The following is a 24,787-nucleotide window of genomic DNA, read 5'->3' on the forward strand; positions in this document are numbered from 1 at the left end:
CTTACGCGAGCAGGCGCAGCGCCTCGTCGAGTGACAGCACCGTGCTGCGGGTTTCAAACGCGGTGGCGAACAGATGCTCGTGCACGACCTCATCCGGGTCGTAGCAACAGTCCTTGACGGTATAAAGGCGGAAATCCGCGTCGCTCGCGTGAGACAGCGACGAGAGCACGACGCCCGTCGACGCAATGCCCACCATGATCAGCGTATCCACGCCTTGCGCCGTGAGTTGCGCCTGCAAACCGGTGCCGGTGAATATGCTGGCGCGATGCGCGGCGATCAGCGCTTCGTCGGGCTGTTGAGCCAGTTCCGGCGCGGTCCGGTCGTCGATAAACAATCCCAGACTTTTAATGCCCTGCCCGTTCTTGTTCAACGGACTGACTTCCGGATAACCGGCGCTGAACCGCAGATTGGCGAACACCACGCGCACGCCTTTCGCTCGCGCGGCATCGCATAACGTGCGCGTATTCGCGAGCAAACCCGGCCCAACCGCTGGAAACAGCCCGAGAATATCGGTTTGATAGTGCATGACGAGCAACGCGGCGCGTGCGGGCTCGAAAGCGGTAAACACTGAATGCGCGTGAGCGGTCATGACGTCTCCACGGGGAAGCGGAACGCCACACGGTAACGCGGCGGTCCGATCCCGGCAAGTGTCATGCTCGCGCGCACACGCGCATCATGCGGGCTTATTGCAACGCAGCAACCACCGCCGCGCCCACGTCCGCCGTCTTCGACGTGCCGCCCATATCGGGCGTGCGCGGACCTTCCACGAGCACCTTTTCGATCGCCTGCATGATCGCGTCGTGCGCCGCCTTGAATTGCGCGTCGCCGTTGCCGAGGAATTCGAGCATCATCGCGCCCGACCAGATCATCGCGACCGGATTCGCAATCTGCTTGCCGAAAATATCGGGCGCGGAACCGTGAACCGGTTCGAACAGCGACGGAAATTTGCGCTCCGGATTCAGATTCGCCGATGCCGCGAGGCCGATCGTGCCCGTGCACGCAGGTCCGAGGTCGGAAAGAATATCGCCGAACAGATTGGAGGCCACCACCACGTCGAAACGATCGGGCTGCAAAACGAAGCGCGCGCACAGAATGTCGATGTGCTGCTTGTCCCATTGCACTTGCGGATACTGCTGCGCCATCTCAGCGACGCGTTCGTCCCAATACGGCATGCTGATCGAAATGCCATTCGACTTCGTGGCCGCCGTGAGTTTCTTGCGGCCGCGCTGATTCGCGAGTTCGAATGCGTATTTGAGAATGCGATCCACGCCCTGGCGCGTGAACACCGATTCCTGCAGTACGAATTCGCGCTCGGTGCCTTCGAACATCTTGCCGCCCACCGAGCTGTATTCGCCTTCGGTGTTTTCGCGCACGACGAAAAAGTCGATATCGCCGGGCTTGCGGTTGGCGAGCGGACACGGCACGCCCGGCAGCAGACGCACGGGACGCAGATTCACATACTGGTCGAATTCGCGGCGGAATTTGAGCAGCGAACCCCACAGCGAAATATGGTCGGGCACCTTCTCGGGCCAACCCACCGCGCCGAAGTAAATCGCATCGAAACCCTTGAGCGTGGCGAACCAGTCGTCGGGCATCATCTTGCCGTGCTGCAGGTAGTAATCGCAGCTCGCCCAGTCGAAATGCGTGAATTCGATCGAGAGGCCGAATTGCTTCGCGGCGGCTTCCACCACGCGCACGCCCTCGGGCATCACTTCCTGACCAATGCCGTCGCCGGCAATGGCCGCGATCCTGTAAGTCTTGCTCATTGTTTCGGTTACCTGTTCGTGTGTGAAGAGACCATGGGGCAGGAATGGCGATGATCCATCCTGCCGCGCCGCCAAACCGCATCGAATATCGCCGCATTGTAGACGCGATTTGGCGAACCGCGAAGCGCTCCGGCACACGCGGCGCGGCGTTCGAACGCCCCAGCAGAAAATGCTGAAAAGCCCGCAAAAAGAGTATGCCGCTGCTGTTTGCGTGATTTTTTCCCTGCACGCCAATGCACGCGCGGCGCTACCATCGTGCGATCCACTTTGTCACTCACCGTCAATCAACGGGACCGTCACGTCATGTCCAATTCGCCGCTGATCGAAGCCGATCGCAAGCATCTGATTCACCCTGTCATCAACTATCGCGCGCATGAAGCGCGAGGGACGACCGTGCTCGAATCCGGTCACGGCGCGTATCTGCGCGATATCGACGGCAATGAATTGCTCGACGCGTTTTCGGGCCTCTGGTGCGTGAACGTCGGTTACGGTCAGCAGAGCATCGTCGAAGCCGCCACGCGCCAGATGACGCGCCTGCCTTACGCGACCACGTATTTCCATTTCTCGTCGGAACCGGCCATCGAACTGGCGCAGAAACTCGTCGAACTGACGCCGGCTTCGCTGCAACACGTGTATTTCACGCTCGGCGGCTCCGATGCGGTCGATTCGGCAATTCGTTTTATCACGCATTATTTCAACGCCACGGGCCGCCCGGGCAAGAAGCAGATGATCGCGCTCGAACGCGGTTATCACGGCTCGTCGTCGGTGGGCGCGGGCCTCACGGCGCTGCCGGCCTTTCATCGCCATTTCGATCTGCCGCTGCCGAACCAGCACCATCTGCCCTCGCCGTATGCGTATCGCCGCGAAGACGGTGCCGACGACGCCGCGCTGATCGCGGCCTCCGTCGCGTCGCTCGAAGCGAAAGTCGCGCAGCTCGGCGCGGAGCATGTGGCCGCGTTTTTCTGCGAGCCGATTCAAGGTTCGGGCGGCGTGATCGTGCCGCCGCGCGGCTGGCTCAAGGCGATGCGCGACGCGTGCCGCCGTCTCGACATTTTGTTCGTCGCTGACGAAGTCATCACGGGTTTCGGCCGCACCGGCCCGCTATTTGCCTGCGAAGCCGAAGATGTCGAGCCCGATCTGATGACGGTCGCGAAAGGCCTGACCTCGGGTTATGCGCCGATGGGCGCGGTGCTCATGTCCGACGCCGTGTATCAAGGCATCGCGGGGGACAAGAACGATACGGCGATCGTGGGCCACGGCCAGACCTACTCCGCGCATCCGGTGAGCGCCGCGATCGGTCTCGAAGTCTTGCGCCTCTATCACGAAGGCGGTCTGCTCGCGAATGCGCAGGCATTGGCACCCCGTTTCGCCGCCGGTCTCGACGGCCTGCTCGATCATCCGCTCGTAGGCGATTCGCGTCATCGCGGCCTGCTTGGCGCACTCGAGCTCGTCGCGAACAAAACTACGCGCGCGCGTTTCGATGCCTCATTGAAGCTCTCGGATCGCATCGCGGCTTCGGCTTATCGCAATCGCCTCGTGTTCCGCGCTTTCGGCGACAACATTCTCGGTTTCGCGCCCGCACTCTGTTATGGCGAAGCGGAATTCGAGCAATTGTTCACGCGCCTGAAACGCACGCTCGATGACGTGCTCGAAGACCGCGAGGTACGCGCCGCATTGTCGTAAAGGGATTGCTGAATTGCACGCGCTTTCTGAAAAGATACGCGCGCAAGCATCGCCTAAGTTCCGGCTGCGAGATTCGCCTTGAGTCTCGCGGCTTTTTTATTGCGAGCACGGATCAAGACGCGCCAGGCGCGCCGTGCGTAAAGAACGGCGCGCCGCCAGAAGCGAAGTTGAATTCGGAAGCGTGGTGATATGAGGCGTTTTCAGCCGTTGGGCCCGAACGGCGCGCCTGCATTGAGCCATTCGACCGGCGTGCAGCCCAACACACGCTTGAAATGACGGCACAAATGGCTTTGATCGAAGAAGCCCACTTCCGCCGCCACGAGCGAGGGGGATACGCCACGACGCAGCAAACGTTGCGCGTGACGCACGCGCACGATGCGCACATATTGTTGCGGCGACACACCCATTTCGCCGCTAAAACGCGCCGCGAAACGCGACACGCTCAGTCCCGCGATTTCCGCGAGTTCAGTCAGGCTGATCGGCTCGGCAAAACACGACTCGATGAAATCGAGCGCGCGTTGTATGGCGCGCGTCGTTTCCGTGGTGCGGGTTTCGCCGCTGCGCCGTGAAGTCGGCGCGGTCTGCAAAGTCGGAGCAATCAACATGGCATGCCTGCGAATCTTTGAATCAGGTTGCCGGAACCGATTGTTGCGCGGACTGCGAACTACCCGCGGGCGGCCGAAAAGCGGCAAAGCGACGAATGTCGAACGGCTCGATCGGCGTCGAGGTGGCGCCCGTGTCGATCAGTTCGGCCATCGTATCGCCCACGCCCGGTCCGAGTTGAAAACCGTGCCCGCAGAATCCGAATGCGTAGAACAAGCCGCTCGTCGTCCCGCTTGCACCCATGATCGGCCGATCGTCGGGCATATAGCCCTCAACACCACTCCAGACGCGAATGATATTGAGCCGTCTGAGCGCGGGCGCGACGCGCTGCGCCTGGCGAAATTGCAGCAAGGTGCTGTGCGGCAGCACTTTCGCACGGCGCGCGTCGAGAAACGCGGGCCCACGTGCGCAGCCGCCAATCACGATATTGCCGCGCGCGACCTGGCGGAAATACACGACCTCCGCGATCTGCGGCGACGACACGCCGACTGCCGGCGCGATGCTATACGGCACCGGTTCGGTCACGGCCATTTGCGGACCGTGCACGGCAATCGGCACCGGCTCGCCGAATTGCTCGCTCAAGGTGCTGCCCCATGCGCCCGCCGTAATCAGCAGAACGGGCGCATGAAACGTGCGGCCGTCGGCGCTGGTGGCGCGAAACTCATTGCCTTCTTTTTCGACCGAGACAATATCGGTGTTTTCAAAGATTTGCGCACCGAGTTTCGCGGCGGCGCGTCCGAACGCAGGCGCGGCGAGACGCGGATTCGCATGCCCGTCGATGGGCGCATACGAACCGGCCAGCACTTCAGGACCGATAAACGGAAAGCGCTTGCGCAAGGCATCGCCGTGCAGCATTTCCAGATCGAGGTTGTAATGCTTCGCCTCGCGCGCGTAGGTCTCGAACATGTCGGCCTGCTCGGAGCGATAGCACACGCGCAAATGGCCCGACATCAGAAACTCGGCATCGTGACCGATCAATTCCGGCATGCGCAGCCAGATTTCCCGCGAGCGGTTCGCGAGCGGCAATTGCGCCAGCAAACGCCCTTGACGGCGCACGTTGCCGAAATTGGTGCCGCTCGCCTGCTGGCCGATCAACTGGCGTTCGAGCAGAATCACCGACTTGCCACGGCGACGCAGAAAAAACGCGGTGGCGGCACCCATGAAGCCGCCACCCACGATCAATACATCGGCTTGCGCGCGCTTCACTCCGTCTCCTCCACAGTCGCGATGGCCAGCGGCTTCACGGGCGCCTGCCCGCGCAAACGTCCGACTTGCTCGAGCGGCACGCGCGCGGCGTCCGCGATAATTTCCGCCGCCGCGTGGCCGCAATAGCGCCCCTGGCAACGGCCCATGCCGACACGGCTCAGCGCCTTCGCGCGATTCGCTTCCTGCGCGCCCTCGTCGTGGATCACGCGGCGCAATTCACCCGCCGTGATGCCTTCGCAGCGGCACACCATGGTTTCGTCAGGCAGCTTCGCGGCCTGTTGCGCGGGCCATTCGAACGCCTGCGCCAGCCCTTCGCGAAAGCGGTCCATGCGGCGCTGCTCGCGTTTGAGCGCATCGAGCACGGCCGCTTGCGCGCCGCGGCCCAGATCGATCAGCGCGGCATGCGCGGCGAGACGCCCCGCGTTCTCCGCACCATCCGCGCCGAGCACACGCACGCCGTCGCCCGCGAGATACACGCCCGGCACGCTGCTGCGGCCGAGTTCGTCGATTTGCGGGAGCCATTGGCGCGTCAGCGTATCGAAGCGGAACGCGCAGCGCGCGAGATCGGCGAGTTGCGTTTCGGGACGCAAGTGATAGCCCATGCCGATGGCGTCGCAATCGATCTGTTCGATCTTGCCGCTCGCGGTGCGAAAGCGCACGGCGCTCACACCCTCGTCCGGCGTGCCGACGATTTCGACCGGCTCGATGCCGTTGTACATTTGCACGCCCGCGCGCTTGAGCGCACCCACGAGCGCACTGCCTTTGCGCAAGACATCGAAACGCGCGAGCAGCTTCGGCAACGCACGCAGACGCGCGCCCGCCGCCGACGTGTCGAGCACGGCGGCGACTTTCGCACCCGCCTGCACATATTGACTCGCGACCAGATACAGCAGCGGCCCGGTGCCCATGAACACCACGCGCCGCCCGATCGAACAGGCCTGCGATTTCAGCGCGATCTGCGCCGCGCCGAGGCTATACGTACCCGCGAATTGCCAGCCCTTCACGGGAATCAAACGATCGGTTGCGCCGGGACACAGAATCAGCGCATCGTAATCGAGCGCGCTCGCGTGACCGTCGCGCACGATATGCAGTTTTTTGTCCCAGATATTCCACGCGAGCGTTTGCGGCCGATAATCGATCTGCGCGCGCAAGCGCGTGAACGTCTCGTGCAGATCCTGCGCACGCAGCGCTTCGGTGCCGTAGAGCTTCGCATAGGGGCGCGTAAAACCATCGGGCTGACGCCGATAGATCTGGCCGCCGTCGCGGCGGCCTTCGTCGATCAGCGTCGGGCGCAGCCCCGCGGCCAGCAGTGTTTGCGCGCAACGCACGCCCGCCGGCCCCGCGCCAACGATCACAATGCGAGGTTCGCCCATTGCGCCTCCGGTTGAGTGGTCACGAGGCGCATGCCCGCTTCGACCACGGTCGTGCAGGCACGCAGGCGTTCGCCCGTATCGGTCCAGACCCAGCAGTCCTGGCACGCGCCCATCAGGCAATAGCCCGCGCGCTTTTCCTCGCCGAATTCCGACTGGCGCACATATCGCACGCTGCACAGCATGGCCGTGAGCAACGTATCGCCTTCGAGCGCCTCAACGCTGTGTCCGTCGATCACGATCGACACGTTGGCGCGTGCGGTTTCGCCGAGCCGCACGAATCGTCCGTTCATGCCGCCGCTCCCGTCGCGCCTTCCGGCGCGCTTTGCGCCTCGCCGCGATTGCCGAGCACGTGACGCAGGAATTCGCGCGTGCGGGCTTCGCGCGGCGCGCACAACACCTGCTGAGCGCTGCCCTGTTCGATGATGTGGCCGCCGTGCAGGAAGCACACGCGGTCCGCGACTTCGCGCGCGAAACCCATTTCGTGCGTGACCACCAGCATCGTCATGCCTTCCTTCGCGAGCGTGCGCATGACGCTGAGCACTTCGCCGACGAGTTCGGGATCGAGCGCGGAGGTAGGTTCATCGAACAGAATCGCTTTCGGCTTCATCGCGAGCGAACGCGCAATCGCCACGCGCTGCTGCTGACCGCCCGAAAGCTGATGCGGATAGTAATGAAGCTTGTGGCCGAGCCCGACCTTGTTGAGCAATTCCTCAGCGTCGCGCTTGGCCGAATGCAGCGGTTCCTTCTTCACATGCACGGGCCCTTCCATCACGTTTTCGAGCGCAGTGCGATGCGGAAACAGATTGAATCGCTGAAACACCATGCCCACTTGCGTGCGCAGATGATTGATATGACGCGAGCGCTGTTCGACACGCTGATCGAGCAGTTTGATTTCGCCCGCGTCGTACGATTCGAGCGCGTTAATGCAGCGCAGCAGCGTCGATTTGCCGGAGCCGGACGCGCCGATCAGACACACCACTTCGCCCTGTTCGATCTTCAGCGAAACGCCGTTGAGCACGGGCGTGGCGCCAAAGCTCTTGTGGACATCGGTAATTTCGATCATCGCAACCTCACTTCTTCGCCTTGTGCTTGCCGAAACGGCGCTCGAGATGCCGCGTCATGCTCATGAGCGGCAGGCTCATCAGCAGATAGCCGATCGCCACGAGCGTATAGACGGTGATGTTCTGGAACGTCGATGCCGCGATCAACTGACCTTGCCGCGTCATTTCCGCCACCGTGATGGTGGACGCGAGCGACGAGTCCTTGAGCATCATCACCAGCGTATTGCTGTACGGCGGCAGCGCGACCTTCACCGCTTGCGGCAGGATCACGCGCACCATCGTTTTCACGCGGCCCATGCCAAGCGATTGCGCCGCTTCATACTGGCCCGGATCGACGGCCTCGATACCCGAGCGGATGATTTCCGCCACGTAGGTCGAATAACCGAAACTCAAGCCGATAATGCTCGCCTGCAATGCCGACACTTCAATATGAAAGTCCGGCAAGACGAAATAAATATAGAACAGCAGGACAATCATCGGCAGGCCGCGCACCACGTTGATCATCGCGCTCACGGCCGTCACCACCGCCGGATAACGCGACATCTTGAGCAGCGCCCACACGAGGCCGAGCGCAGTGCTCAGCAGCAGGCAGCCAACCGTGATGATGATGCTCATCACCGCGCCTTGCAGCAGGATCGGGACAAAATCGACTATGTCGTGCCAACGCATGGTGTGCCTTATGCTTTCATTCGCGAACGGGGGAATGCCCGCGAGTCATACGCCGCGCCGCAAAGGCGGGCCGGGCCGGAACGCGGCGCGGAGCAAACCGTCTCGCCGCTCCGCATTCCGGTCGTTCAGTGGCGGATCAGCTCGCCAGGTGCCACTTCTTCAGGATCTTGTCGAGCGTGCCGTCGGCCTTCATCTTCGTGAGTGCGTCGTTCACTTTCGCCAGCAGCGCCGTGTTGCCCTTCTTCACGCCCACGGCGATGTCGAACTTCTCCATCGGCACGTAATCGTCGTCCACGCGCGTACCGGCCATCGCGCCCGCGGATTCCTGCGCCTTGAGAATCGGGTAGTCGTTGAAGCCCGCCACGATGCGGCCGATCGCAACGTCGCGCGTCATGTCGGCCGGGCTGTCGTACATCTTCACTTCCTTGAAGATGCCGAGCTTGACGAGCTGGTCGCCGTAGTCGGTGCCCGTGGGCGCGCCGACCGACATGCCCTTCATGTCCTGCACCGACTTGTAGTTGGTCTTGTTCGTCGACTTCACGATAATGCCTTCGCCGAACGCCGTCACCGGCTGCGAGAAGTCCACCACTTCGGCGCGCTTGGGCGTGGGCGTCATGCCCGCGACGATGATGTCGATCTTGCCCGAGACCACGGAGGGAATCAGCGCGGAGAAGGGCACGGCCTGATACGACACGTCGAAGCCCTCGCGCTTGCCGATTTCGCGCACGACGTCGGGCATGATGCCTTCGATCTTCTGCGTCTTGACGTCGAGGAAGGTGGTCGGCGCGCTCGACGGCGGCGAGCCCGCGGTCAGCGTCGGGGTATCGGCATGGGCAGCGCCGCACAACAGCGAGAACGCGACGGAAGCGGCGGCGAATGCAAGGGTGGTACGCGACATGGTCTGGTTTCCTTGTGGAGAGTCTTGACTATTTGCGCTGCGCCGTGAAAGGGTCGGCGCTCGGCATCGGCTCAATGAAGCACGTCCTGCAACCGGTAATACGCGCCGACGAGCGGCAGAAACCACGCGCGCCCGAAGTGTCCGGGTATCGCAGGCCATTCGAGCGCTCGCCACGGGTTGCGCGTGGCGGCACCGAACATCACGTCGGCCATCACGCGGCCCATGTGCACCGACATCTGCACACCGTGGCCGCTGTAGCCCATCGAATAGAACAAACCTTCGTGCTCGCCCGCGCGCGGCAGCCGGTCGGCCGTCATGTCGACGAGACCGCCCCAGCAGTAATCGAGGCGCACGTCGGCGAGTTGCGGAAAATACTGAAGCATGCCGTCACGCAAAATACGGCCGCTCTTTTCGTCCGAACGCGGATTCGACATCGCGAAACGCGCACGGCCGCCGAACAGCAAACGGTCGTCGTGCGTCGGACGAAAGTAATTGCCGATCTGGCGCGTCGTCACATACGAACGGCGCGTGGGCAGCAGCGCATCGAGACGCGCCTTGCCGAGCGGCTCCGTGACGACGATAAAACTGCCGACCGGCGCGATGCGGCGGCGAAACCATTGCAGCGGACCGCTCTGCGAAGCACCGGTAGCGAGCAGCACGCGATCGGCGCGCAGCGTGCCGCGTTCGCACTGCACTTCGTAGGCGTGGCCGCCGAGCGGCTTGAGGCCGACCATCGGCGTTTCTTCGAAGATCTGCGCGCCGTGACGCGCCGCCGCTTCGGCCAGACCGACACCGAACTTGCCCATATGCAGCTGCATGCCGTTGTGCTGCACGAGGCCGCCATAGAAACCGTCCGATGCGATTTCGTCGCGAATACGTTCGCGCGAAATCAGCTCGACATCTTTATCGACATCGCGCTTCAACGCTTCGAAAGTCTTCGCCAGCGATGCGTAGTGATGCGGCTTCGCAGCGAGCTTGATCTTGCCGCTCTTGCGCAGATCGCAGGGAATCTGTTCTTCCTCGACGATCTGCGCGACCGACTTCACGGCTTCGGCATAGGCGCGATAGAACAGCGAGGCGCGCTCCGTGCCGAGCTTCGCCGAGAGCGCCGCATAATCCTGCGCGACGCCCGTATTGCAGTGCCCGCCGTTGCGGCCCGACGCCTGGCCTGCGATGCGCCCGGCTTCCAGCACGGTGACCGAGTAGCCGCGCTTCGCGAGCGCCAGCGCCGCCGACAGCCCGGTAAAACCGCCGCCGACCACGACCACGTCCACGCGGCCGGCGAGCGGCCCCTGGGCGGGCTTCGTAAAGCGCGGCGCGGTATCGAGCCAGTACGAATCGAGCTTCATCGTGTTGCGTTCCTGATGACCGACGGTAAGTGCAAGTGGGCGAATGAACGGGCGGCCGAGACGCTTAGACGCCGAGGAGTTCGGCGAGCTGCGGCAGCTGCTTCACTTCGTTGACCTGGTAATACGGCGTGAGCGGCTCATGGTTGCGATTCACGAAAGCCTTGTGCTTGATACCCATGTCATAAGCCGTCATCAGGTCGTAACGGAAACTCGACGACACGTGCAGCACGTCTTCCGGATTGCAGTCGAGCTGGTCGAACATGTACTCGAACGCCTTGCGCAGCGGCTTGTACGCCTGCGCCTGCTGAGCGGTGCAGACCTTGTGGAACGGCGCGCCAAGCTTTTCCACGTTGCTGTGGATCTGCGAGTCGTCGGCGTTCGAGAGAATCACGAGCTTGTACTTCGTGGCGAGGCGCGACAGACCTTCCGGCACGTCCGGATGCGGGCCCCACGTGGGCACTGCCTCGTAGAACTTCAGCGCCGTGGCTTCGTCGAACGGCACGCCGGTGCGCTCGCAGGTGCGGCGAATCGAATTCACCACGACGTCGCGAAACGGCTTCCACGCGCCCATCACCTCGTCCAGACGATAACCGCGGAAGAACTCCACGAACTCGTTCATCCTGGCGGCATCGAGCTTGTCGCCGTAAAGCTGGCGCGCGGTCTCGGCCATCTGGAAGTTGGTCAGCGTGCCGTAGCAGTCGAAGGTGATGTACTTCGGCTCGAAATCGATCATGGTCTGCATCCTGTCGTCGTGGCGAACCTGTTTTCAGGCTCGAATCAAGTGAGAACGGCGCGCTGCGCATGCATGCCAATTAATCAGTCATGCTGACGAACTTGGCGCGGCCCGCGGTGTCGAAATTACCTGTGAAGCGTTGCGCGCAATCCGTGTTCGCTGAAATGAACGCGGCACGGATCGTGCATCTATACGGCGAAGCTGGAACCGAAGTTAAAGCGTGAGTTGAAGCGAATGCGGTAATACTCAGGCCGTGTCGAAATCGATCAGCACGCTCTTGTGGCGCATGCTGGCTTCGAGCGCCTGGCGTCCGAGATCCTTGCCGATACCCGACTGCTTGAAGCCGCCGGTCGGAATGATCATGTCGCCGCTGCGGCCATAGCGATTGATCCAGACCGTGCCCGCCGCAATGCGCCGCATCGCCCGCATGGCCTGGCCGATATCGCTCGTATGCACGCCTGCCGCGAGACCGTAGGTCGGGTGCGCCGCGAGCGCGATGCCCTCCTCTTCGTCCTCGAAGGTTTGCACGGTGAGCACGGGGCCGAACAATTCTTCGCGCACGGCGGGCGTGTCGTCGGTGACGTTGGCGAGCAACGTCGGGCGATGAAACCAGCCGTTTTCGGTGTCGTCGAAAAAGCCGCCGCCGCACAGCACTTCCGCGCCTTGCGCACGGCTCTCGTCGATCAGCGTGGCAATGCGTTGCGCCTGTGCGGGGCTGATGATCGGCGAATAACGCGTCGCGCTCGACCACATCGCGCCCGGCGCGATGCCCGCGAGTTCGCGTTGCACGGCGTCGATCAGCGGTTCGGCAATGTGCTTATGAACGATCAGGCGCGTACCCGCCACGCAGGCCTGGCCGCCGTTCGCAGTAAAGCCGCGCGCCACGCAGCGCGCCGTGTGCGCGAGGTCCGGCACCTGCGCGAACACCAGTTGCGGGCTCTTGCCGCCCAGTTCGAGCGTGACCGGCTTGGTGCCGTGAAAAGCGGCTTCGCTCATGATCGCGGCGCCCGTGCGCGTCGATCCGGTGAAGCTCACCTTCGAGATATCGGGGTGACGCGTGATCGCCGAACCGGTGGTCGCGCCGCGACCGTTCACGACATTGAAAATGCCGGGCGGCATGCCCGCTTCAATCGCCAGTTCAGCAAGACGCAACGTGGAAAACGGCGTCATTTCCGAGGCTTTGAGCACGACCGCATTGCCGGCCGCGAGTGCCGGACCGCATTTCCACGAACACATCGAAAGCGGAAAATTCCACGGCGTGATCGCGCCGATCACCCCATAGGGCTCCGAGGCGACGAAGCCGAGACTGCCTTGACGCGTCGCCGCGATGTCGCCGCCGAGCTTGTCCGCGAGTTCCGCGAAGAAGCGAATCGCTTCGGCCGTGAACGGCACATCCGACGCATACGCTTCCGCAACCGGCCGCGTGGAGCTGACTGCTTCGAGCTGCGCCAGCGCGACCACGTTTTCGTCGATCAGTTGCGCCCAGCGCGTCAGCACCCGGGCGCGTTCGCGCGGCGAGCGCGTGCCCCAGCCGCTCGTCTTCCATGCCTGCAGCGCATTCGATACCGCGTAATCGACGGTCTGCGCCGTGGCGTCCGGCACATAACCCAGCAGACGGCCGTCCGAAGGACGATGCACGGCGATCGGCGTTTCATCGGTCTGGTAGTACGCGCCGCCAATGAAATGGCCTTGCGGCAGCGTGATTGCGGACGGATCGAAATCCAGCGACGGAGTAGTCATGCTCTGCCTGTTCGAAAACCGGTTAGCCCGGCGATGGCGCGCTCGCGAGTCGTCACGTGCGCGGCTTCGCCGCTTCAGCAAGTGGTGGTTCGATGCCTTGGCGGCAAAATGAACAACCACGCGTTGAAATTCATTATAGTGAACAGAAGAGGCTTGGCTAGTGATCAAAAATAATTCTGCGAAAAGCATGCTCATGCGCTTTGCTTACGCGAGAAACGGGCCAGGGCGAACCCGTAGCGGCGAGTTGACACACGCGCGCTTCATTAATGGCGCGCAGGTGACACGCAGTCGGCACGCAGGCAATCGGCAGAAGAATGAAACAACAAGGCGTGCGCGTTCATCCGCGCGATACAGGCCAGTATCGCGGGCATCAACAGGAATGAAAGCGTGGGGAGATCGCGCGTGAAGCGCGTTCAGAAAAAAGCGAGGAAGAACAACCGGGATGCGGCGCCGATACCGGCGAAAAGCGGCGCCGCCAGAGATACTTAAAGATGAATGACCGGCGGGCGCGTGTTCATGATCCACAACAGCCGCGCCGTCTTGCTACTTTCATTGCGCACACTGTGCGGCACCGTGCTCTTGAACTGGAAACTGTCGCCCGCGCGCAGTTCGGCGCGCTGATCGCCCACGTTCAGGATCACCGTGCCCTCCATCACGAGGCCACATTTTTCGCCGACGCCCACCAGCACTTCCTCCGACCCCGAGCCCGCCGGCAGCATGATGACCATCATCTGCAAATCGTGCTCGCCGTGCGGCGAAAGCAGCTCTTTCTGCATGCCGTTTTTGCCCACCTCGAACAGCGGGCGCTCCGCCGCGCGCCGCACGAAATCGCCCGTGAGCGGATCGGACGGCGCGTCGTCTTCTTCCAGCAACGCGCTCAACGGCACGTCGAGCGCCTGACGCAGACGCTCCAGAATGCGCACGGACGGATTGGCCTTGTTGCGCTCGACCTGGCTCACGGTGCCGACCGACACGCCCGCGCGCAACGCGAGTTCATTGACGGACAGGCCGCGAGCATTGCGCAGCGCGCGCAGCCGCGCGCCGACATCGGCGTGGCTCGGCAACACCGCGATTTTCTTGCTGGACTGGGTTCGCATGAGTTTCCTGTTGAATTCGGTGCCGGACGCGCAAAACCGGTTCGTTCCCCAACGCCGGCGCACGATTTCGGTGCATGGCGACGGCGCGGCGCGCCCGCTGCGTGACATCGAGGCACGCACACTGCCACTCATTATATTGAAACTTTTCTGAATGCGATGAACAATAAAAAAGCCGCGCGCTGCCGCCGCTTGTGCTCGCTCAAGTCAGGAAGATCGTCCTATGAAGCCTGTGAGCCGCATGCGACAGTCGAATCTGAACATGCCGTCCACGTCGTTATCCAGGAGTCCGCTGTGTCCGAATCCGCCGTCAAGCCCGACCTTCACTATCGCCGTTTCAGCGCCGACGACATCGACGCCGCCCACGGTCTTTCCGTGGCCGTGCGCTGGCCGCATCGCCCCGAAGACTGGCGCTTCGCCGTCGAGGCGGGCGAAGGCTTCGTCGCCGTCGACAACGGCGTCGTGATCGGCACGGCGCTGTGCTGGAAATTCGGCGCCGACCGCGCCACGCTCGGCATGGTGATCGTCTCGCCCGATCAGCAAGGACGCGGCATCGGCCGCAAGCTGATGGAACTCGTGCTCGAGGCGCTCGGCGAGCGCGTGACTTTCCTGCACGCCACGCCCGCCGGTCAGCCGCTCTACGAGAAGCTCGGCTTCGCCGCGTGCGGCGGCCTCACGCAACATCAGGGCACGGTCGAACAGGCGCCCGCCGTCGTGCTGCCGCAAGGCGAAACGCTGCGCGCCGTCACGCCCGCCGATCTGCCGACGCTCATCGATCTCGCCTCGCGCGGCTGCGGTCTCGACCGCAGCGCCACGCTGCCCGCCCTGCTCGCGGTCGCGCAAGGCGGCGTCGTGCTCGAACGCGACGGCATCATCACCGGCTTCGCGCTCGCGCGCCGCTTCGGCCGCGGCTACGCCATCGGCCCGGTGGTCGCCGCGACGGCGGGCGATAGCGGCGATCAAGACGATCACGCGCGCGCGAAAGCCCTCGTCTCGCACTGGCTCGCGCAACACGTCGGCGACTTCGTGCGCCTCGACGTGCCGGGCGGCGCGGGCATCGAAGCGTGGCTGCCGGGCGTCGGCCTCGTGCCGGTGGATTCGGTCGTCAAGATGGTGCGCAACGCGAGCGCGGCGCAGCACAGCGGCGAGCCCGACGCGGCCTGGCGCGCTTACGGCATCATCAATCAGGCGATGGGCTGACGTGCCATGACGGTGCGCATCCAGCCCGCCCTGTAGCGGACTGGATGCCGCCCGCATTCGCCAAGGAACCCGAATCAACCGGCCCCGACTCGACGCTTCTCCGTCGATCAACTTTCTCAGCCAGGAGGTCCCGCATGAGCATGGACGCCTATCCGATCGAAGTCGCGTTCCCCGACATCGCCGCGCACGCCGAAGGCAACACCGGCATCGCCTACGTGCATACGTTCGACTCCGGCGCGCCCGGTCCGCATGTGATGGTGAACGCCCTCACGCACGGCAATGAAGTGTGCGGCGCGATCGTCGTCGATGCCTTGTTGCGCGCGCAACTTCGTCCGCGCCGCGGCCGTCTCACGCTGGCGTTCGCGAACGTCGATGCGTACGCGCGCTTCGATCCCGCGCAACCGGACAAGGCGCGTTTCGTCGATCAGGATTTCAACCGCGTCTGGACCGCCGCCACGCTCGACGATACGTCGCGCCGCTCGTCCGAACTCGATCGCGCGCGCGCCATGCGCCCCGTGATCGACAGCGTCGATCTGCTGCTCGATCTGCATTCGATGCACGAAAAAAGCGCGCCGCTGATCGTCGCCGGGCCGCTCGACAAGGGCATCGCGCTGTCCGCGCAACTCGGCGTGCCCGCCACCGTGATCTGCGACGAGGGCCATCCGGAAGGCCGACGCATGCGCGACTACGAAGGTTTCGGCGATCCTCAAAGCGCGAAGAACGCACTGCTGATCGAGTGCGGACAGCATTGGGAAAAGCGTGCCGTCGATGTCGCGCGCGACAGCACCGCGCGCTTTCTGCTGCACGCGGGCGTGATCGACGCGAGCGATCTGCCCGGCGGCTGGCTCCTGCCGCTGCCCGCGCAGATGACCGTCGTGCGCGTAACCGAACCCGTGGTCGCGAGCAGCATGGATTTCCGTTTCGCCGGTCCTTATACGGGCCTCGAAACTTTCGATACGGCGGGCACGGTGATTGGCTGGTCGAACGGCGAGCCCGTGCTCACGCCCTACGACGACTGCATGCTCGTCATGCCTTCGCTGCGTCAGTTGCGGCCCGGCGTAACCGTCGTGCGGCTCGGCCGCATCGAACAACGACTCGATCACACTTCACGTCAACAGGAATTCATTCAGTGAAAGTTCAGCAGATTCAGCAGGCCGCCCAGGTGGCGGGACTCGAAGACTGGGGTACGGCGGGCCTGCCCGGCACGCAGCCCGCGCGCGTCACGGGCCGCCAGGTGGTGATTCCCGGCGCGGAAGCCGTCGATACGGGCGTGTTCGAATGCTCGCCTGGCACCTACCGGCGTTCGGTGAAGGAAGCGGAGGTGATGCACTTTCTGTCCGGCTCGGGGAGCTTCACGCCCGATGGCGAAAAAGCGCTGCATTTCAAGGGCGGCGACACGATGTTCTTCGAAGCCAATACCGAAGGCCTTTGGGAAATCAACGAAACGCTGCGCAAGATCTACGTGATTTTCTGATGCTGCATCGCACCGCGCCAAATCTCCGGCGCGGCGGTGCGTGCTAAAAGGGATTCATCAGTCCGACATTTCACGCCCACGTTTTTTTGCCACCTGATAGATTGCACGAACGCTCAGCTAAGGAGACCGTGCAATGGCTGGCAACAACACCTCCCCACCTTCGAATTCGAATCACCTCGGCGCGCTGGCGCTGATCGGCGTCGTCGTGCTGGCGCTGGCCGCCGCGTTCGCCTGGACCGCCGGCTGGCTGTCGCCGCATCGGCTCACGCCCGCCAAACTGGTCGACCGGCTCGCCCCGCCGGGCGGCCCCGCGCTGGGCTTCCGGCGCAATCACGCGAAGGGCATCTGCTTCACGGGCCGCTTCGAATCGAACGGCGCGGGCGCGCAACTGTCGAGCGCGCCGATGCTCGCCGCCGGCACGTTCGCCGCCACGGGCCGCTTCAATCTCGCGACCGCCGACCCGAATGCGCCCGACCCGAGCGTGCACGTGCGCGGTCTCGGCCTGCTCATCGGCTCGCCCGGTGGCAGCGAATGGCGCTCGGCCATGATCGACGCGCCGTTCTTCCCCGTCGCCACGCCGCAAGCGTTCTACGAACTGCTCGGCGCGGCGGGCAACAAGAGCGATCCGGACGCGATGAAGCACTTCATCGCCGCGCATCCCGAGTTCGCGCACTTCGGCGCGTGGGCGTCGACGACGCCGCTGACCGCGTCGTTCGCGCAGGACCGCTACAACAGCCTGAACAGTTTCATCTTCACAAACGCGGCGGGCGAGGCGCATGCCGTGCGCTGGTCCTTCGTGCCGGCGGCCGCGCCGCAACCGCTCTCCGCCGCCGACGCGGCACACCTCGCGCCCAACTTCCTCGAAACCGATATCGTCCAGCGTGTGCAGTCCGCGCCGCAACGCTGGACGCTGCGCATCACGGTCGCGAATCCCGGCGACGCGACCGCCGATCCGAGCCAGGCGTGGCCGGACGACCGGCGCACCGTCGACGCGGGCACGCTCATCGTCACGGCCATCGAGCCGGAAGCGGACGGCCCGTGCCGCAACCTCAACTTCGACCCGACGGTACTGCCCGCCGGCATACACGTCTCGGACGATCCGTTCCCGGCCGCGCGCTCGGCCGCCTATTCGGTATCGTTCAACCGCCGCACCGCCGAAGACAAGGACTACCCGCGCGGCAACGCGCAAGGAGTCGCGCCATGAACGCCGTCCACCCCCGCTTCAGTCCCGCGCAGCGCGTCCTGCACTGGCTCATGGCGATCTGCATTCTCGCGATGCTGTTTATCGGCGTGGGCATGGTGTCGACGGTGCGCCCCGACTACCTCACGCTCGTCTCCATCCACAAGCCGCTCGGCATCGCGATTCTGGTGCTCGCGCTGATCCGCCTCGTGCTGCGGCTCGTGCGCGGCGCGCCGCCGCTGCCCGCGGCCATGCCGGAACCGATGAAGCTCGTCGCCCGCCTCTCGCACGTCGTGCTGTACGCGCTGATGATCGCGCTGCCGCTGATCGGTTGGGGCATGCTCTCGGCGGCGGATTATCCGGTGATGGTGCTGGGCGTGCGCCTGCCCGCGTTCCTGCCGCACAGCAACGCGCTGCATTCGGCGCTCTGGAACGCGCATCGCTTTCTCGCGCTGTGCTTTTTCGCGCTGATCCTGCTGCATCTCGCGGCGGCACTCCTGCATGCACTGGTGCGCCGCGACGGCGTGTTCGAGTCGATGGCGTCGTGGCGCTGAGCATCCGCCAGCAGAGGTTGCGAGGACGATAAAGACGTCGCGCGCATCAACGCCGGACGCTGAAAATACGCTTCGCGGCCACCACGTACACGCTTTCCGGCCCGCGCTCGCCGGTGGCCTCGTAGCCGCCGGTCAGCGCGCCGAAGGCCGGCAGCACGCCCACGCGCGCGCCGAAGCGAAAGCACGGCAAACGCACACGATCGACGCCCGTGCGCAGCGTATAGACCGGATGCTCGTGACCGGCGAGCACATAGCCGTCCGCGTGCGGCTGCGGATGATGGCACAGCGTCCACGGCCCGAGTCGATATGGTTCGAACACGGTCTCGATGCCGAATTCATCGGCAAGCGCGCCCGCGTGACGATCGTGATTACCCTCCACCAGCACGAGGCGCAGCCCGCGATGCGCGGCGCGCCAGCGGCTCAATCCGTCGAGCACCTCGGGCGCGTGCGATTCGCGCGCGTGCAGCAGATCGCCGAGAAAATACAGCGATTGCGGCGCGAACTGCGCGATCACGGCATCGAGGCGCGCGAACGTGTCGGCCGTCGCGCCCGTCGGCACCGGAATGCCGCGCGCGCGAAACACGGCGTCCTTGCCCAGATGTACATCCGCGACGAACACCGCGCGGCTCACGGGATCGAACGCCGCGCGCTGCGCCGAGAGCGTCAGCGGCGCGCCGTTCACGTCGATCGGGTAGGTTTGCGCGGCCATGTCAGTCGGCGCGACGCGCGGCGGTTTCGAGTTCCGCGAGCATGCGCTCGACGCGATCGGCCAGATGCTCGGTGGTCACTTTTTCGCGCAGCCTGGCGACGATCAGCGGGAACGCAAACGGCGTCGGCCTCGGCGGCCGCGCGAGCGCGAAGCGGCTTGTGCTCATGCGCGCGAGCGCCGCGCGGATACGCTCGAACTCCAGCTCTTGCCGCACGACTTCCTGATCGGCCTGCGTGAGCAACAGGTTCGCGCTGTCGTATCGGCGAAAGACTTCGTAGAACAGTCCGCTCGACGCCTGCAACTGGCGCGCACTCTTTTGCTGGCCCGGATGCCCCTGAAAAACCAGCCCCGAAACGCGCGCGATCTCGCGAAAGCGTCGCGCGGCGAGTTCCGATGCGTTGAGGCTCGCGAGGATGTCGTCTTCGAGATGGGCGGCGGAGAACAGGCCGTCGTCGACCAGCGCCTGCCAGTCGAACGGTTGCGCGCACAGCAGTTCGAAGCCGTAGTCGTTCACCGAGATCGAAAACGTGCTCGGCTGGTCGCGCGCCACGCGCCAGCCGATCAACGCGCCCAGCCCGATATGCGCCATGCGGCCCGCGAACGGAAAGCAGAAGAAATGATGGCCTTCGCGCGTGCGCACGCTTTCGGCAACCAGCACGCCCGGTCCGGGCAGCGCCGACCAGCGCGCCTGGAGTTCGAGCAACGGCTGGATCGCGCGCATTTCGGGTTCGTCGTAGATGCCTTCGCTGGCGCGCGCGAGCATCACGAGCGCGGCGTCGGCCAGTTCGGACGACAACGGCATCTTGCTGCCCGCCCATTGCGGCATCGCGCCGCGCGAGGAATTCGCGCGCTTCACGTAGGCGGTCATGTCGCGCACGCGCACGAGTTCGAGCGCGCGACCGCCGAACGTAAAGACGTCGCCAGGTTTGAGGCGCGCAATGAACGATTCCTCCATCGCGCCGATGCGGCCGCCCGACAAAAAGCGCACGTCGATGGTCGAGTTGGCAACGATCGTGCCGATGTTGTTGCGATGGCGGCGCGCGAGGTCGTCGCGCGGCACGCGATAGACGCCGTCGGCGTCCGCCGCGACGCGGTGATAGTCGGGATACGCGCCGAGCGACGCGCCACCGCGTTCGACAAAGGTCAGCGCCCAGTCGAATTCGGCTTGTGTGAGATCGCGATACGCGTAGGCGCTGCGAATCTCGTCATAGAGCGCGCCCGGCGTGAAACCGCCGCCGATCGCCACCGTCACGAGATGCTGCACGAGGACGTCGAAAGGTTTGACCGGCATGTCGCGGCCTTCGATGCGGCGCTCGCCGATGGCCCAGCGCGCGGCGGCCGCCTCGACCAGTTCGAGCGCATGCGTGGGCACGATGGTCACGCGCGAGACGCGGCCCGGCGCGTGGCCCGAGCGCCCCGCGCGCTGCATCAGCCGCGCGACGCCTTTGGGCGAGCCGATCTGAAACACGCGCTCGACGGGCAGAAAGTCCACGCCGAGATCGAGACTCGACGTGCAGACGACCGCTTTCAGGCGGCCGTGCTTCAGCCCGGATTCGACCCAGTCGCGCACCGACTTGTCGAGCGAGCCGTGATGCAAGGCGATGAGCCCGGCCCACTCGGGCCGCAGTTCGAGCAGCGACCGATACCAGGCTTCGGCCTGCGAGCGCGTGTTGGTGAACACCAGCGAGCTTTGCGCCGCGTCGACCCCCGCGGCGACCGCGCCCACCTGGCGCGTGCCCAGATGGCAGCCCCACGGAAAGCGTTCGATGGTGGCGGGAATCAGCGTATCGACGATCAGGGTTTTGGGTTGCGCGCCGCGCACGTTCACGCGCGGCGTGCGCACGCCATGCAGCAGCGCGTCGTGTGCGAGCGCGAGATTGCCGAGCGTCGCCGACAGCCCCCAGACCTGGAGTTCGGGCCGCCAGTGCGTGAGGCGCGCGAGCGCGAGCTGCGTTTGCGTGCCGCGCTTGTTGCCGAGCAGCTCGTGCCATTCGTCGACCACGACGAGCCGCAGATGCGCCAGCTCCTCGCGCGCCTGGGCGCGCGTGAGCATCAGCGTGAGGCTTTCGGGCGTGGTGACGAGCGCCGACGGCATGCGGCGGTTCTGCCGCGCGCGCTCGGTCGACGAGGTGTCGCCCGTGCGCAGCCCGATGGTCCACGGCGCGCCCAGCGCTTTGGCGGCGCTCTGTAGCGCCCGCGCGCTATCGGCGGCGAGCGCGCGCATCGGCGTGATCCAGAGCACCGTGAGCGGCGCGGGCAACGGCGCGCGCCGCGCGGTTCCTGGCGAAGACGCCGAAGCCGAAACCGAAGCCTCCGCCCACGCCGCCAGCGCGCCAATCCACACCGCCCACGTCTTGCCCGCGCCGGTCGTCGCGTGCAGCAGGCCGCTCGCGCCGCGCGCGATCTCGCGCCAGACCGTCTGCTGAAACGCGAACGGCTGCCAGCCCTGCGCCGCGAACCACTGCGCGATGCGCGTCTCGATCGGCGTCTGCGCGGCGTATGCGTCATATGCGAACGGCTCGGGCGTGAACGCGTCGGCGCTGGCCGCGTCGAGTATTTCCTGCGCCGCGCGCGAACGCGGGATGCGGCGCGGACGCGCTTTGCGCGGCGCGGCTTCAGGGCTCTCGTCGGCGTCAGTGTCGGCGTCCGCGTCGGCGTCCGCATTTGCGTTATTCGGCGCGCTCATGTTAGCGCCTCGTTCAAAAAGCCTTTGAGCATGTCGAGCGTGTCGGCGTCGTCGATCGACTTGTCGGTGCGCCAGCGCAGCATGCGCGGAAACCGCACGGCGATGCCCGATTTGTGGCGCGGACTCGCCTGGATTCCCTCGAAGCCGATTTCGAACACGAGCGTCGGCGTCACGCTGCGCACCGGACCGAACTTCTCGACCGTCGTCTTGCGCACGACCGCATCGACCTTGCGCATTTCCTCGTCGGTCAGGCCGGAATACGCCTTGGCGAACGGCACAAGCGTGCGCGTGCCGTCGCGCTCGTCCCAGACCGCGAAGGTGAAATCGGTGTAGAGACTCGCGCGACGACCGTGACCGCGCTGCGCGTAGAGCAGCACGGCGTCGATCGAATACGGCTCGATCTTCCATTTCCACCACGTACCCGACGCCTTGGTGCGCCCCACCCCGTACATCGACGCGCGCTCCTTGAGCATCAGCCCTTCCACGCCGCGCGCGCGGCTCTGCTCGCGCAGCGCGGCGAGCGCGGGCCAGTCCGGCGCCTCGACGATCGGCGACACACGCAGCAGATCGAGCGCCAGCGTCGCCGACATCGTCCGCGCCAGCGTATCGAGCCGCGCGCGGCGGGCGTCGAGCGGCTCGCCGCGCAGATCGCGGCCGTGCTCTTCCAGCAGATCGTAGGCGAGCAGCGCGGCCGGCGAATCGGCGAGCACTTTGCGGGTCAGCGTCTTGCGCGTGATGCGCGGTTGCAGCCGCGCGAACGGCAGCGGCGCGGTCGCGCCCGGCTCCCACGCGAGAATTTCCCCGTCGATCACGGTGCCGTCGGGCAGCGCCTCGCCCAGCGAAGCCAGCTCGGGAAAGCGCTCGGTCACGAGATCCTCGCCGCGCGACCAGATCCACACGCGCCCCGCGCGCTTGACGATCTGCGCGCGAATGCCGTCCCATTTCCATTCGGCGATCCACCCCGCGACCGCGCCCAGCGTGGCGGGATCGCTCTGGAGCGGATGCGCGAGAAAGAACGGATACGGCAAGCCAACGTCGCTCTCGTGCGGCGTATCGACGTCGTCGCCTTCGGCAGCCGGCGCGATCAGACGCAGATAGCGGGCCGCGCTGGGCGCCTGGCGCGAATCGGTCCAGCCGACCATGCGTTGCGCGATGCGTTTGTGATCGACGCCCGCCACGCGCGCGAGCGCGCGCACGACAAGCTGCCGCGACACGCCCACGCGAAAGCCGCCGCCGATCAGCTTGGTCAGCAGAAAACGCTCGCTCCAGTTCAGTTCGTCCCAATACTGCGTCAGGCGCGCGCACAGATCGGCGGGATCGCTGCCGCGCAACGGCAGCACGCGCTGCTCGATCCATTGCGCGAGACCCAGCTCCGTTTCGCGCGTCGCGGGCGGCAGCACGTGCGCGACGGTTTCGGCGAGATCGCCCACCGCCTGATACGACTCCTCGAACAGCCAGTCGGGCAGCCGCGCCCGGTCGCGCGCGCACTCGACCAGCACGCGCGTCGGCACCGCCTGGCGCGGCTTGCCGCCGGCCAGAAAATACGCGGCCCAGGCGGCGTCCTCGGGTTCGGCGGCGGAGAAATAGCTCAGCAACGCGTCGAGCTTGTCGTTCGTCGAGGTCGTGGCGTCGAGCGCCGTATAGAGGGCCGCGAACTGTCTCATGGCTGCGCGCTCGCGGCGTCGGGCGCGGCGCTGTCGTCGGCGTCGGCGGCGCGATCGGCGGCACCGGCTTCGATCGCCTCGTCGCCGTATTCGGTGGCGAACGCGCCCGCGTCGAGCCCTTGCGACGCGAGCCAGCGCACCATCGGCTCGATCTGCCCATGCGTGACGATCACGCGTTGCGCGCCCGTCGCGCCGATCGCCTGTTGCAGACCGGGCCAGTCGGCGTGATCCGACAGCACCATGCCGCGATCGACGCCGCGCCGACGCCGCATGCCGCGCACGCGCATCCAGCCGGACGCGAAGGCATCGCTGTAATCGCCGAAGCGGCGCATCCACGCGCTGCCCTGCGCCGAGGGCGGCGCAACGATCAGCGCGTCCCTGAACGCCGACTTGTCGCGCGCCGCGATCTCGCTGACGAGACGCGTCGGCGGCAGCGCGACGCCCGCCTCGCGATACGCGCGGTTCAGCGTTTCGACCGCACCGTGGCAGAAGATCGGGCCGATGCCGCAATCGACGCTCGCGAGCACGCGCTGCGCCTTGCCGAACGCGTAGCAGAACAGCACCGACGCGCGGCCCGCCGCGGCGTTGTGACGCCACCAGGCGTCGATGCCCGCGAAGATATCGGCGGACGGCTCCCAGCGATAGATCGGCAAGCCGAACGTGGATTCGGTGATGAAGGTATCGCAGCGCACCGGTTCGAACGGCGCGCAGGTCGGATCGGGCTCGACCTTGTAATCGCCGGACGCGACCCACACGCGGCCGCCGTGCTCGACGCGCACCTGCGCCGAACCCAGCACGTGTCCCGCCGGATGCAGCGAGACGCGCACGCCGTTGATCTCGACCTCTTCGCCGTAACGCACGCCCTGCACGCTGATGCCCGGCAGCCGCGCAAGCAGCACGCCGAGCCCCGCCTGCGCGGCGAGATAGCGCGCGTGGCCACTGCGCGCGTGGTCCGCGTGCGCGTGCGTGATGATGGCGCGCTCGACCGGCCGCCACGGATCGATATGGAAATCGCCGGGCGGGCAATACAGTCCTTCGGGGCGCGCCACAATCAGATCGGAGGAATGGATCACGCCTGCCTGCTCCCTGTCGAGGTCGAACGTTCGCCTCGCTCGCGTGACGCAAGAAGCGGTCCCGAGACGGGC

Annotated in this window: 24 protein-coding genes; 7 read left to right on the plus strand and 17 right to left on the minus strand. The window is 65.3% G+C overall.

Going from position 1 to position 24,787, the window contains the following annotated elements:
- Position 1 precedes the first annotated feature (1 nt).
- Both BMY06_RS21920 and BMY06_RS21925 read right to left on the minus strand, forming a co-directional pair.
- Positions 2-589, minus strand: coding sequence for a cysteine hydrolase family protein (locus BMY06_RS21920; protein WP_065059639.1), 588 nt, complete (start codon positions 587-589; stop codon positions 2-4).
- Between the two features lie 94 nt (positions 590-683).
- Positions 684-1,766: a tartrate dehydrogenase gene (locus BMY06_RS21925; RefSeq protein WP_065059640.1), complete on the minus strand. Its 1,083-nt coding sequence runs from the start codon at positions 1,764-1,766 to the stop codon at positions 684-686.
- Positions 1,767-2,069: 303 nt separating this feature from the next.
- On the opposite strand from BMY06_RS21925, the gene BMY06_RS21930 reads away from it, so the two are divergent.
- The gene (locus BMY06_RS21930; protein WP_074985213.1) at positions 2,070-3,449 is read left to right on the plus strand and encodes an aspartate aminotransferase family protein; all 1,380 of its coding nucleotides are present in this window, start codon (positions 2,070-2,072) and stop codon (positions 3,447-3,449) included.
- 200 nt (positions 3,450-3,649) lie between these two features.
- Here the strand turns inward: BMY06_RS21930 and BMY06_RS21935 are convergent, their stop codons facing one another.
- The 11 genes from BMY06_RS21935 to BMY06_RS21985 all read right to left on the minus strand — a co-directional run bounded on the left by BMY06_RS21935 (position 3,650) and on the right by BMY06_RS21985 (position 14,178).
- Complete coding sequence (locus BMY06_RS21935; RefSeq protein ID WP_080180764.1) at positions 3,650-4,054, minus strand: helix-turn-helix domain-containing protein; 405 nt, start codon at positions 4,052-4,054, stop codon at positions 3,650-3,652.
- Positions 4,055-4,076: 22 nt separating this feature from the next.
- On the minus strand, positions 4,077-5,258 hold the full coding sequence (locus tag BMY06_RS21940; RefSeq protein WP_074985214.1) for an NAD(P)/FAD-dependent oxidoreductase: 1,182 nt from the start codon (positions 5,256-5,258) through the stop codon (positions 4,077-4,079).
- A complete protein-coding gene (locus BMY06_RS21945) occupies positions 5,255-6,631 on the minus strand; it encodes an FAD/NAD(P)-dependent oxidoreductase (RefSeq protein WP_065059644.1) in 1,377 nt (458 codons plus the stop codon). Before BMY06_RS21945 ends, BMY06_RS21940 begins: the two co-directional genes overlap by 4 nt.
- Positions 6,610-6,921 (minus strand): (2Fe-2S)-binding protein, encoded by a 312-nt coding sequence (locus BMY06_RS21950; protein WP_065059645.1) that lies wholly within the window; start codon positions 6,919-6,921, stop codon positions 6,610-6,612. The genes BMY06_RS21945 and BMY06_RS21950 overlap by 22 nt, the downstream gene beginning before the upstream one ends.
- Positions 6,918-7,694 (minus strand): amino acid ABC transporter ATP-binding protein, encoded by a 777-nt coding sequence (locus tag BMY06_RS21955; protein WP_074985216.1) that lies wholly within the window; start codon positions 7,692-7,694, stop codon positions 6,918-6,920. The genes BMY06_RS21950 and BMY06_RS21955 overlap by 4 nt, the downstream gene beginning before the upstream one ends.
- A 7-nt stretch (positions 7,695-7,701) precedes the next feature.
- Complete coding sequence (locus BMY06_RS21960; RefSeq protein ID WP_065059647.1) at positions 7,702-8,361, minus strand: amino acid ABC transporter permease; 660 nt, start codon at positions 8,359-8,361, stop codon at positions 7,702-7,704.
- A 136-nt stretch (positions 8,362-8,497) separates the two neighbouring features.
- The gene (locus tag BMY06_RS21965; protein ID WP_065059648.1) at positions 8,498-9,259 is read right to left on the minus strand and encodes an ABC transporter substrate-binding protein; all 762 of its coding nucleotides are present in this window, start codon (positions 9,257-9,259) and stop codon (positions 8,498-8,500) included.
- A 71-nt stretch (positions 9,260-9,330) separates the two neighbouring features.
- Positions 9,331-10,608 (minus strand): NAD(P)/FAD-dependent oxidoreductase, encoded by a 1,278-nt coding sequence (locus BMY06_RS21970; protein WP_074985218.1) that lies wholly within the window; start codon positions 10,606-10,608, stop codon positions 9,331-9,333.
- A 64-nt stretch (positions 10,609-10,672) separates the two neighbouring features.
- Positions 10,673-11,341 carry a haloacid dehalogenase type II gene (locus tag BMY06_RS21975; protein WP_065059832.1) on the minus strand — a complete coding sequence of 223 codons (669 nt, stop codon included), beginning with the start codon at positions 11,339-11,341 and terminating at the stop codon, positions 10,673-10,675.
- Between the two features lie 246 nt (positions 11,342-11,587).
- Entirely contained in the window at positions 11,588-13,081 is a 1,494-nt protein-coding gene (locus tag BMY06_RS21980; RefSeq protein WP_065059650.1) for an aldehyde dehydrogenase family protein, read from the minus strand.
- Between the two features lie 485 nt (positions 13,082-13,566).
- A complete protein-coding gene (locus BMY06_RS21985; RefSeq protein ID WP_065059651.1) occupies positions 13,567-14,178 on the minus strand; it encodes a helix-turn-helix domain-containing protein in 612 nt (203 codons plus the stop codon).
- Between BMY06_RS21985 and BMY06_RS39640 the strand changes: the two genes are divergently transcribed.
- From BMY06_RS39640 to BMY06_RS22010, 6 genes are all read left to right on the plus strand, one after another.
- A complete protein-coding gene (locus BMY06_RS39640) occupies positions 14,177-14,329 on the plus strand; it encodes a hypothetical protein (RefSeq protein WP_156773727.1) in 153 nt (50 codons plus the stop codon). The genes BMY06_RS21985 and BMY06_RS39640 overlap by 2 nt on opposite strands.
- A gap of 140 nt (positions 14,330-14,469) precedes the next feature.
- Entirely contained in the window at positions 14,470-15,375 is a 906-nt protein-coding gene (locus BMY06_RS21990; protein ID WP_074985220.1) for a GNAT family N-acetyltransferase, read from the plus strand.
- Between the two features lie 140 nt (positions 15,376-15,515).
- Positions 15,516-16,508 (plus strand): M14 family metallopeptidase, encoded by a 993-nt coding sequence (locus BMY06_RS21995; RefSeq protein WP_065059833.1) that lies wholly within the window; start codon positions 15,516-15,518, stop codon positions 16,506-16,508.
- Complete coding sequence (locus BMY06_RS22000) at positions 16,505-16,849, plus strand: cupin domain-containing protein (RefSeq protein ID WP_065059653.1); 345 nt, start codon at positions 16,505-16,507, stop codon at positions 16,847-16,849. The genes BMY06_RS21995 and BMY06_RS22000 overlap by 4 nt, the downstream gene beginning before the upstream one ends.
- Positions 16,850-16,982: 133 nt before the next feature.
- Positions 16,983-18,053 (plus strand): catalase family peroxidase, encoded by a 1,071-nt coding sequence (locus BMY06_RS22005; RefSeq protein WP_074985222.1) that lies wholly within the window; start codon positions 16,983-16,985, stop codon positions 18,051-18,053.
- On the plus strand, positions 18,050-18,583 hold the full coding sequence (locus BMY06_RS22010; RefSeq protein WP_065059655.1) for a cytochrome b: 534 nt from the start codon (positions 18,050-18,052) through the stop codon (positions 18,581-18,583). The genes BMY06_RS22005 and BMY06_RS22010 overlap by 4 nt, the downstream gene beginning before the upstream one ends.
- 46 nt (positions 18,584-18,629) lie before the next feature.
- On the opposite strand, the gene pdeM is transcribed toward BMY06_RS22010, so the two are convergent.
- The 4 genes from pdeM to BMY06_RS22030 are packed head-to-tail and all read right to left on the minus strand — an operon-like array spanning position 18,630 to position 24,715.
- On the minus strand, positions 18,630-19,292 hold the full coding sequence (gene pdeM, locus BMY06_RS22015) for a ligase-associated DNA damage response endonuclease PdeM (protein WP_074985224.1): 663 nt from the start codon (positions 19,290-19,292) through the stop codon (positions 18,630-18,632).
- Between the two features lies 1 nt (position 19,293).
- Positions 19,294-21,978, minus strand: a complete 2,685-nt coding sequence (locus BMY06_RS22020; RefSeq protein WP_074985226.1) for a ligase-associated DNA damage response DEXH box helicase — start codon at positions 21,976-21,978, stop codon at positions 19,294-19,296.
- Complete coding sequence (locus BMY06_RS22025; RefSeq protein WP_074985228.1) at positions 21,975-23,642, minus strand: ATP-dependent DNA ligase; 1,668 nt, start codon at positions 23,640-23,642, stop codon at positions 21,975-21,977. Before BMY06_RS22025 ends, BMY06_RS22020 begins: the two co-directional genes overlap by 4 nt.
- Positions 23,639-24,715, minus strand: coding sequence for a ligase-associated DNA damage response exonuclease (locus tag BMY06_RS22030; RefSeq protein WP_124263217.1), 1,077 nt, complete (start codon positions 24,713-24,715; stop codon positions 23,639-23,641). The genes BMY06_RS22025 and BMY06_RS22030 overlap by 4 nt, the downstream gene beginning before the upstream one ends.
- Between the last annotated feature and the right edge of the window lie 72 nt (positions 24,716-24,787).

Source organism: Paraburkholderia tropica (assembly GCF_900109265.1).
Classification (GTDB): domain Bacteria; phylum Pseudomonadota; class Gammaproteobacteria; order Burkholderiales; family Burkholderiaceae; genus Paraburkholderia; species Paraburkholderia tropica.

Bases quoted from the DNA above. Each gene is read 5' to 3' on its own strand.
- BMY06_RS21920 (WP_065059639.1), bottom strand. From the start codon at position 589: ATGACCGCTCACGCGCATTCAGTGTTTACCGCTTTCGAGCCCGCACGC.
- BMY06_RS21925 (WP_065059640.1), bottom strand. From the start codon at position 1,766: ATGAGCAAGACTTACAGGATCGCGGCCATTGCCGGCGACGGCATTGGT.
- BMY06_RS21930 (WP_074985213.1), top strand. From the start codon at position 2,070: ATGTCCAATTCGCCGCTGATCGAAGCCGATCGCAAGCATCTGATTCAC.
- BMY06_RS21935 (WP_080180764.1), bottom strand. From the start codon at position 4,054: ATGTTGATTGCTCCGACTTTGCAGACCGCGCCGACTTCACGGCGCAGC.
- BMY06_RS21945 (WP_065059644.1), bottom strand. From the start codon at position 6,631: ATGGGCGAACCTCGCATTGTGATCGTTGGCGCGGGGCCGGCGGGCGTG.
- BMY06_RS21950 (WP_065059645.1), bottom strand. From the start codon at position 6,921: ATGAACGGACGATTCGTGCGGCTCGGCGAAACCGCACGCGCCAACGTG.
- BMY06_RS21955 (WP_074985216.1), bottom strand. From the start codon at position 7,694: ATGATCGAAATTACCGATGTCCACAAGAGCTTTGGCGCCACGCCCGTG.
- BMY06_RS21960 (WP_065059647.1), bottom strand. From the start codon at position 8,361: ATGCGTTGGCACGACATAGTCGATTTTGTCCCGATCCTGCTGCAAGGC.
- BMY06_RS21965 (WP_065059648.1), bottom strand. From the start codon at position 9,259: ATGTCGCGTACCACCCTTGCATTCGCCGCCGCTTCCGTCGCGTTCTCG.
- BMY06_RS21970 (WP_074985218.1), bottom strand. From the start codon at position 10,608: ATGAAGCTCGATTCGTACTGGCTCGATACCGCGCCGCGCTTTACGAAG.
- BMY06_RS21975 (WP_065059832.1), bottom strand. From the start codon at position 11,341: ATGATCGATTTCGAGCCGAAGTACATCACCTTCGACTGCTACGGCACG.
- BMY06_RS21980 (WP_065059650.1), bottom strand. From the start codon at position 13,081: ATGACTACTCCGTCGCTGGATTTCGATCCGTCCGCAATCACGCTGCCG.
- BMY06_RS39640 (WP_156773727.1), top strand. From the start codon at position 14,177: ATGAGTTTCCTGTTGAATTCGGTGCCGGACGCGCAAAACCGGTTCGTT.
- BMY06_RS21985 (WP_065059651.1), bottom strand. From the start codon at position 14,178: ATGCGAACCCAGTCCAGCAAGAAAATCGCGGTGTTGCCGAGCCACGCC.
- BMY06_RS21995 (WP_065059833.1), top strand. From the start codon at position 15,516: ATGGACGCCTATCCGATCGAAGTCGCGTTCCCCGACATCGCCGCGCAC.
- BMY06_RS22005 (WP_074985222.1), top strand. From the start codon at position 16,983: ATGGCTGGCAACAACACCTCCCCACCTTCGAATTCGAATCACCTCGGC.
- BMY06_RS22010 (WP_065059655.1), top strand. From the start codon at position 18,050: ATGAACGCCGTCCACCCCCGCTTCAGTCCCGCGCAGCGCGTCCTGCAC.
- pdeM (WP_074985224.1), bottom strand. From the start codon at position 19,292: ATGGCCGCGCAAACCTACCCGATCGACGTGAACGGCGCGCCGCTGACG.
- BMY06_RS22020 (WP_074985226.1), bottom strand. From the start codon at position 21,978: ATGAGCGCGCCGAATAACGCAAATGCGGACGCCGACGCGGACGCCGAC.
- BMY06_RS22025 (WP_074985228.1), bottom strand. From the start codon at position 23,642: ATGAGACAGTTCGCGGCCCTCTATACGGCGCTCGACGCCACGACCTCG.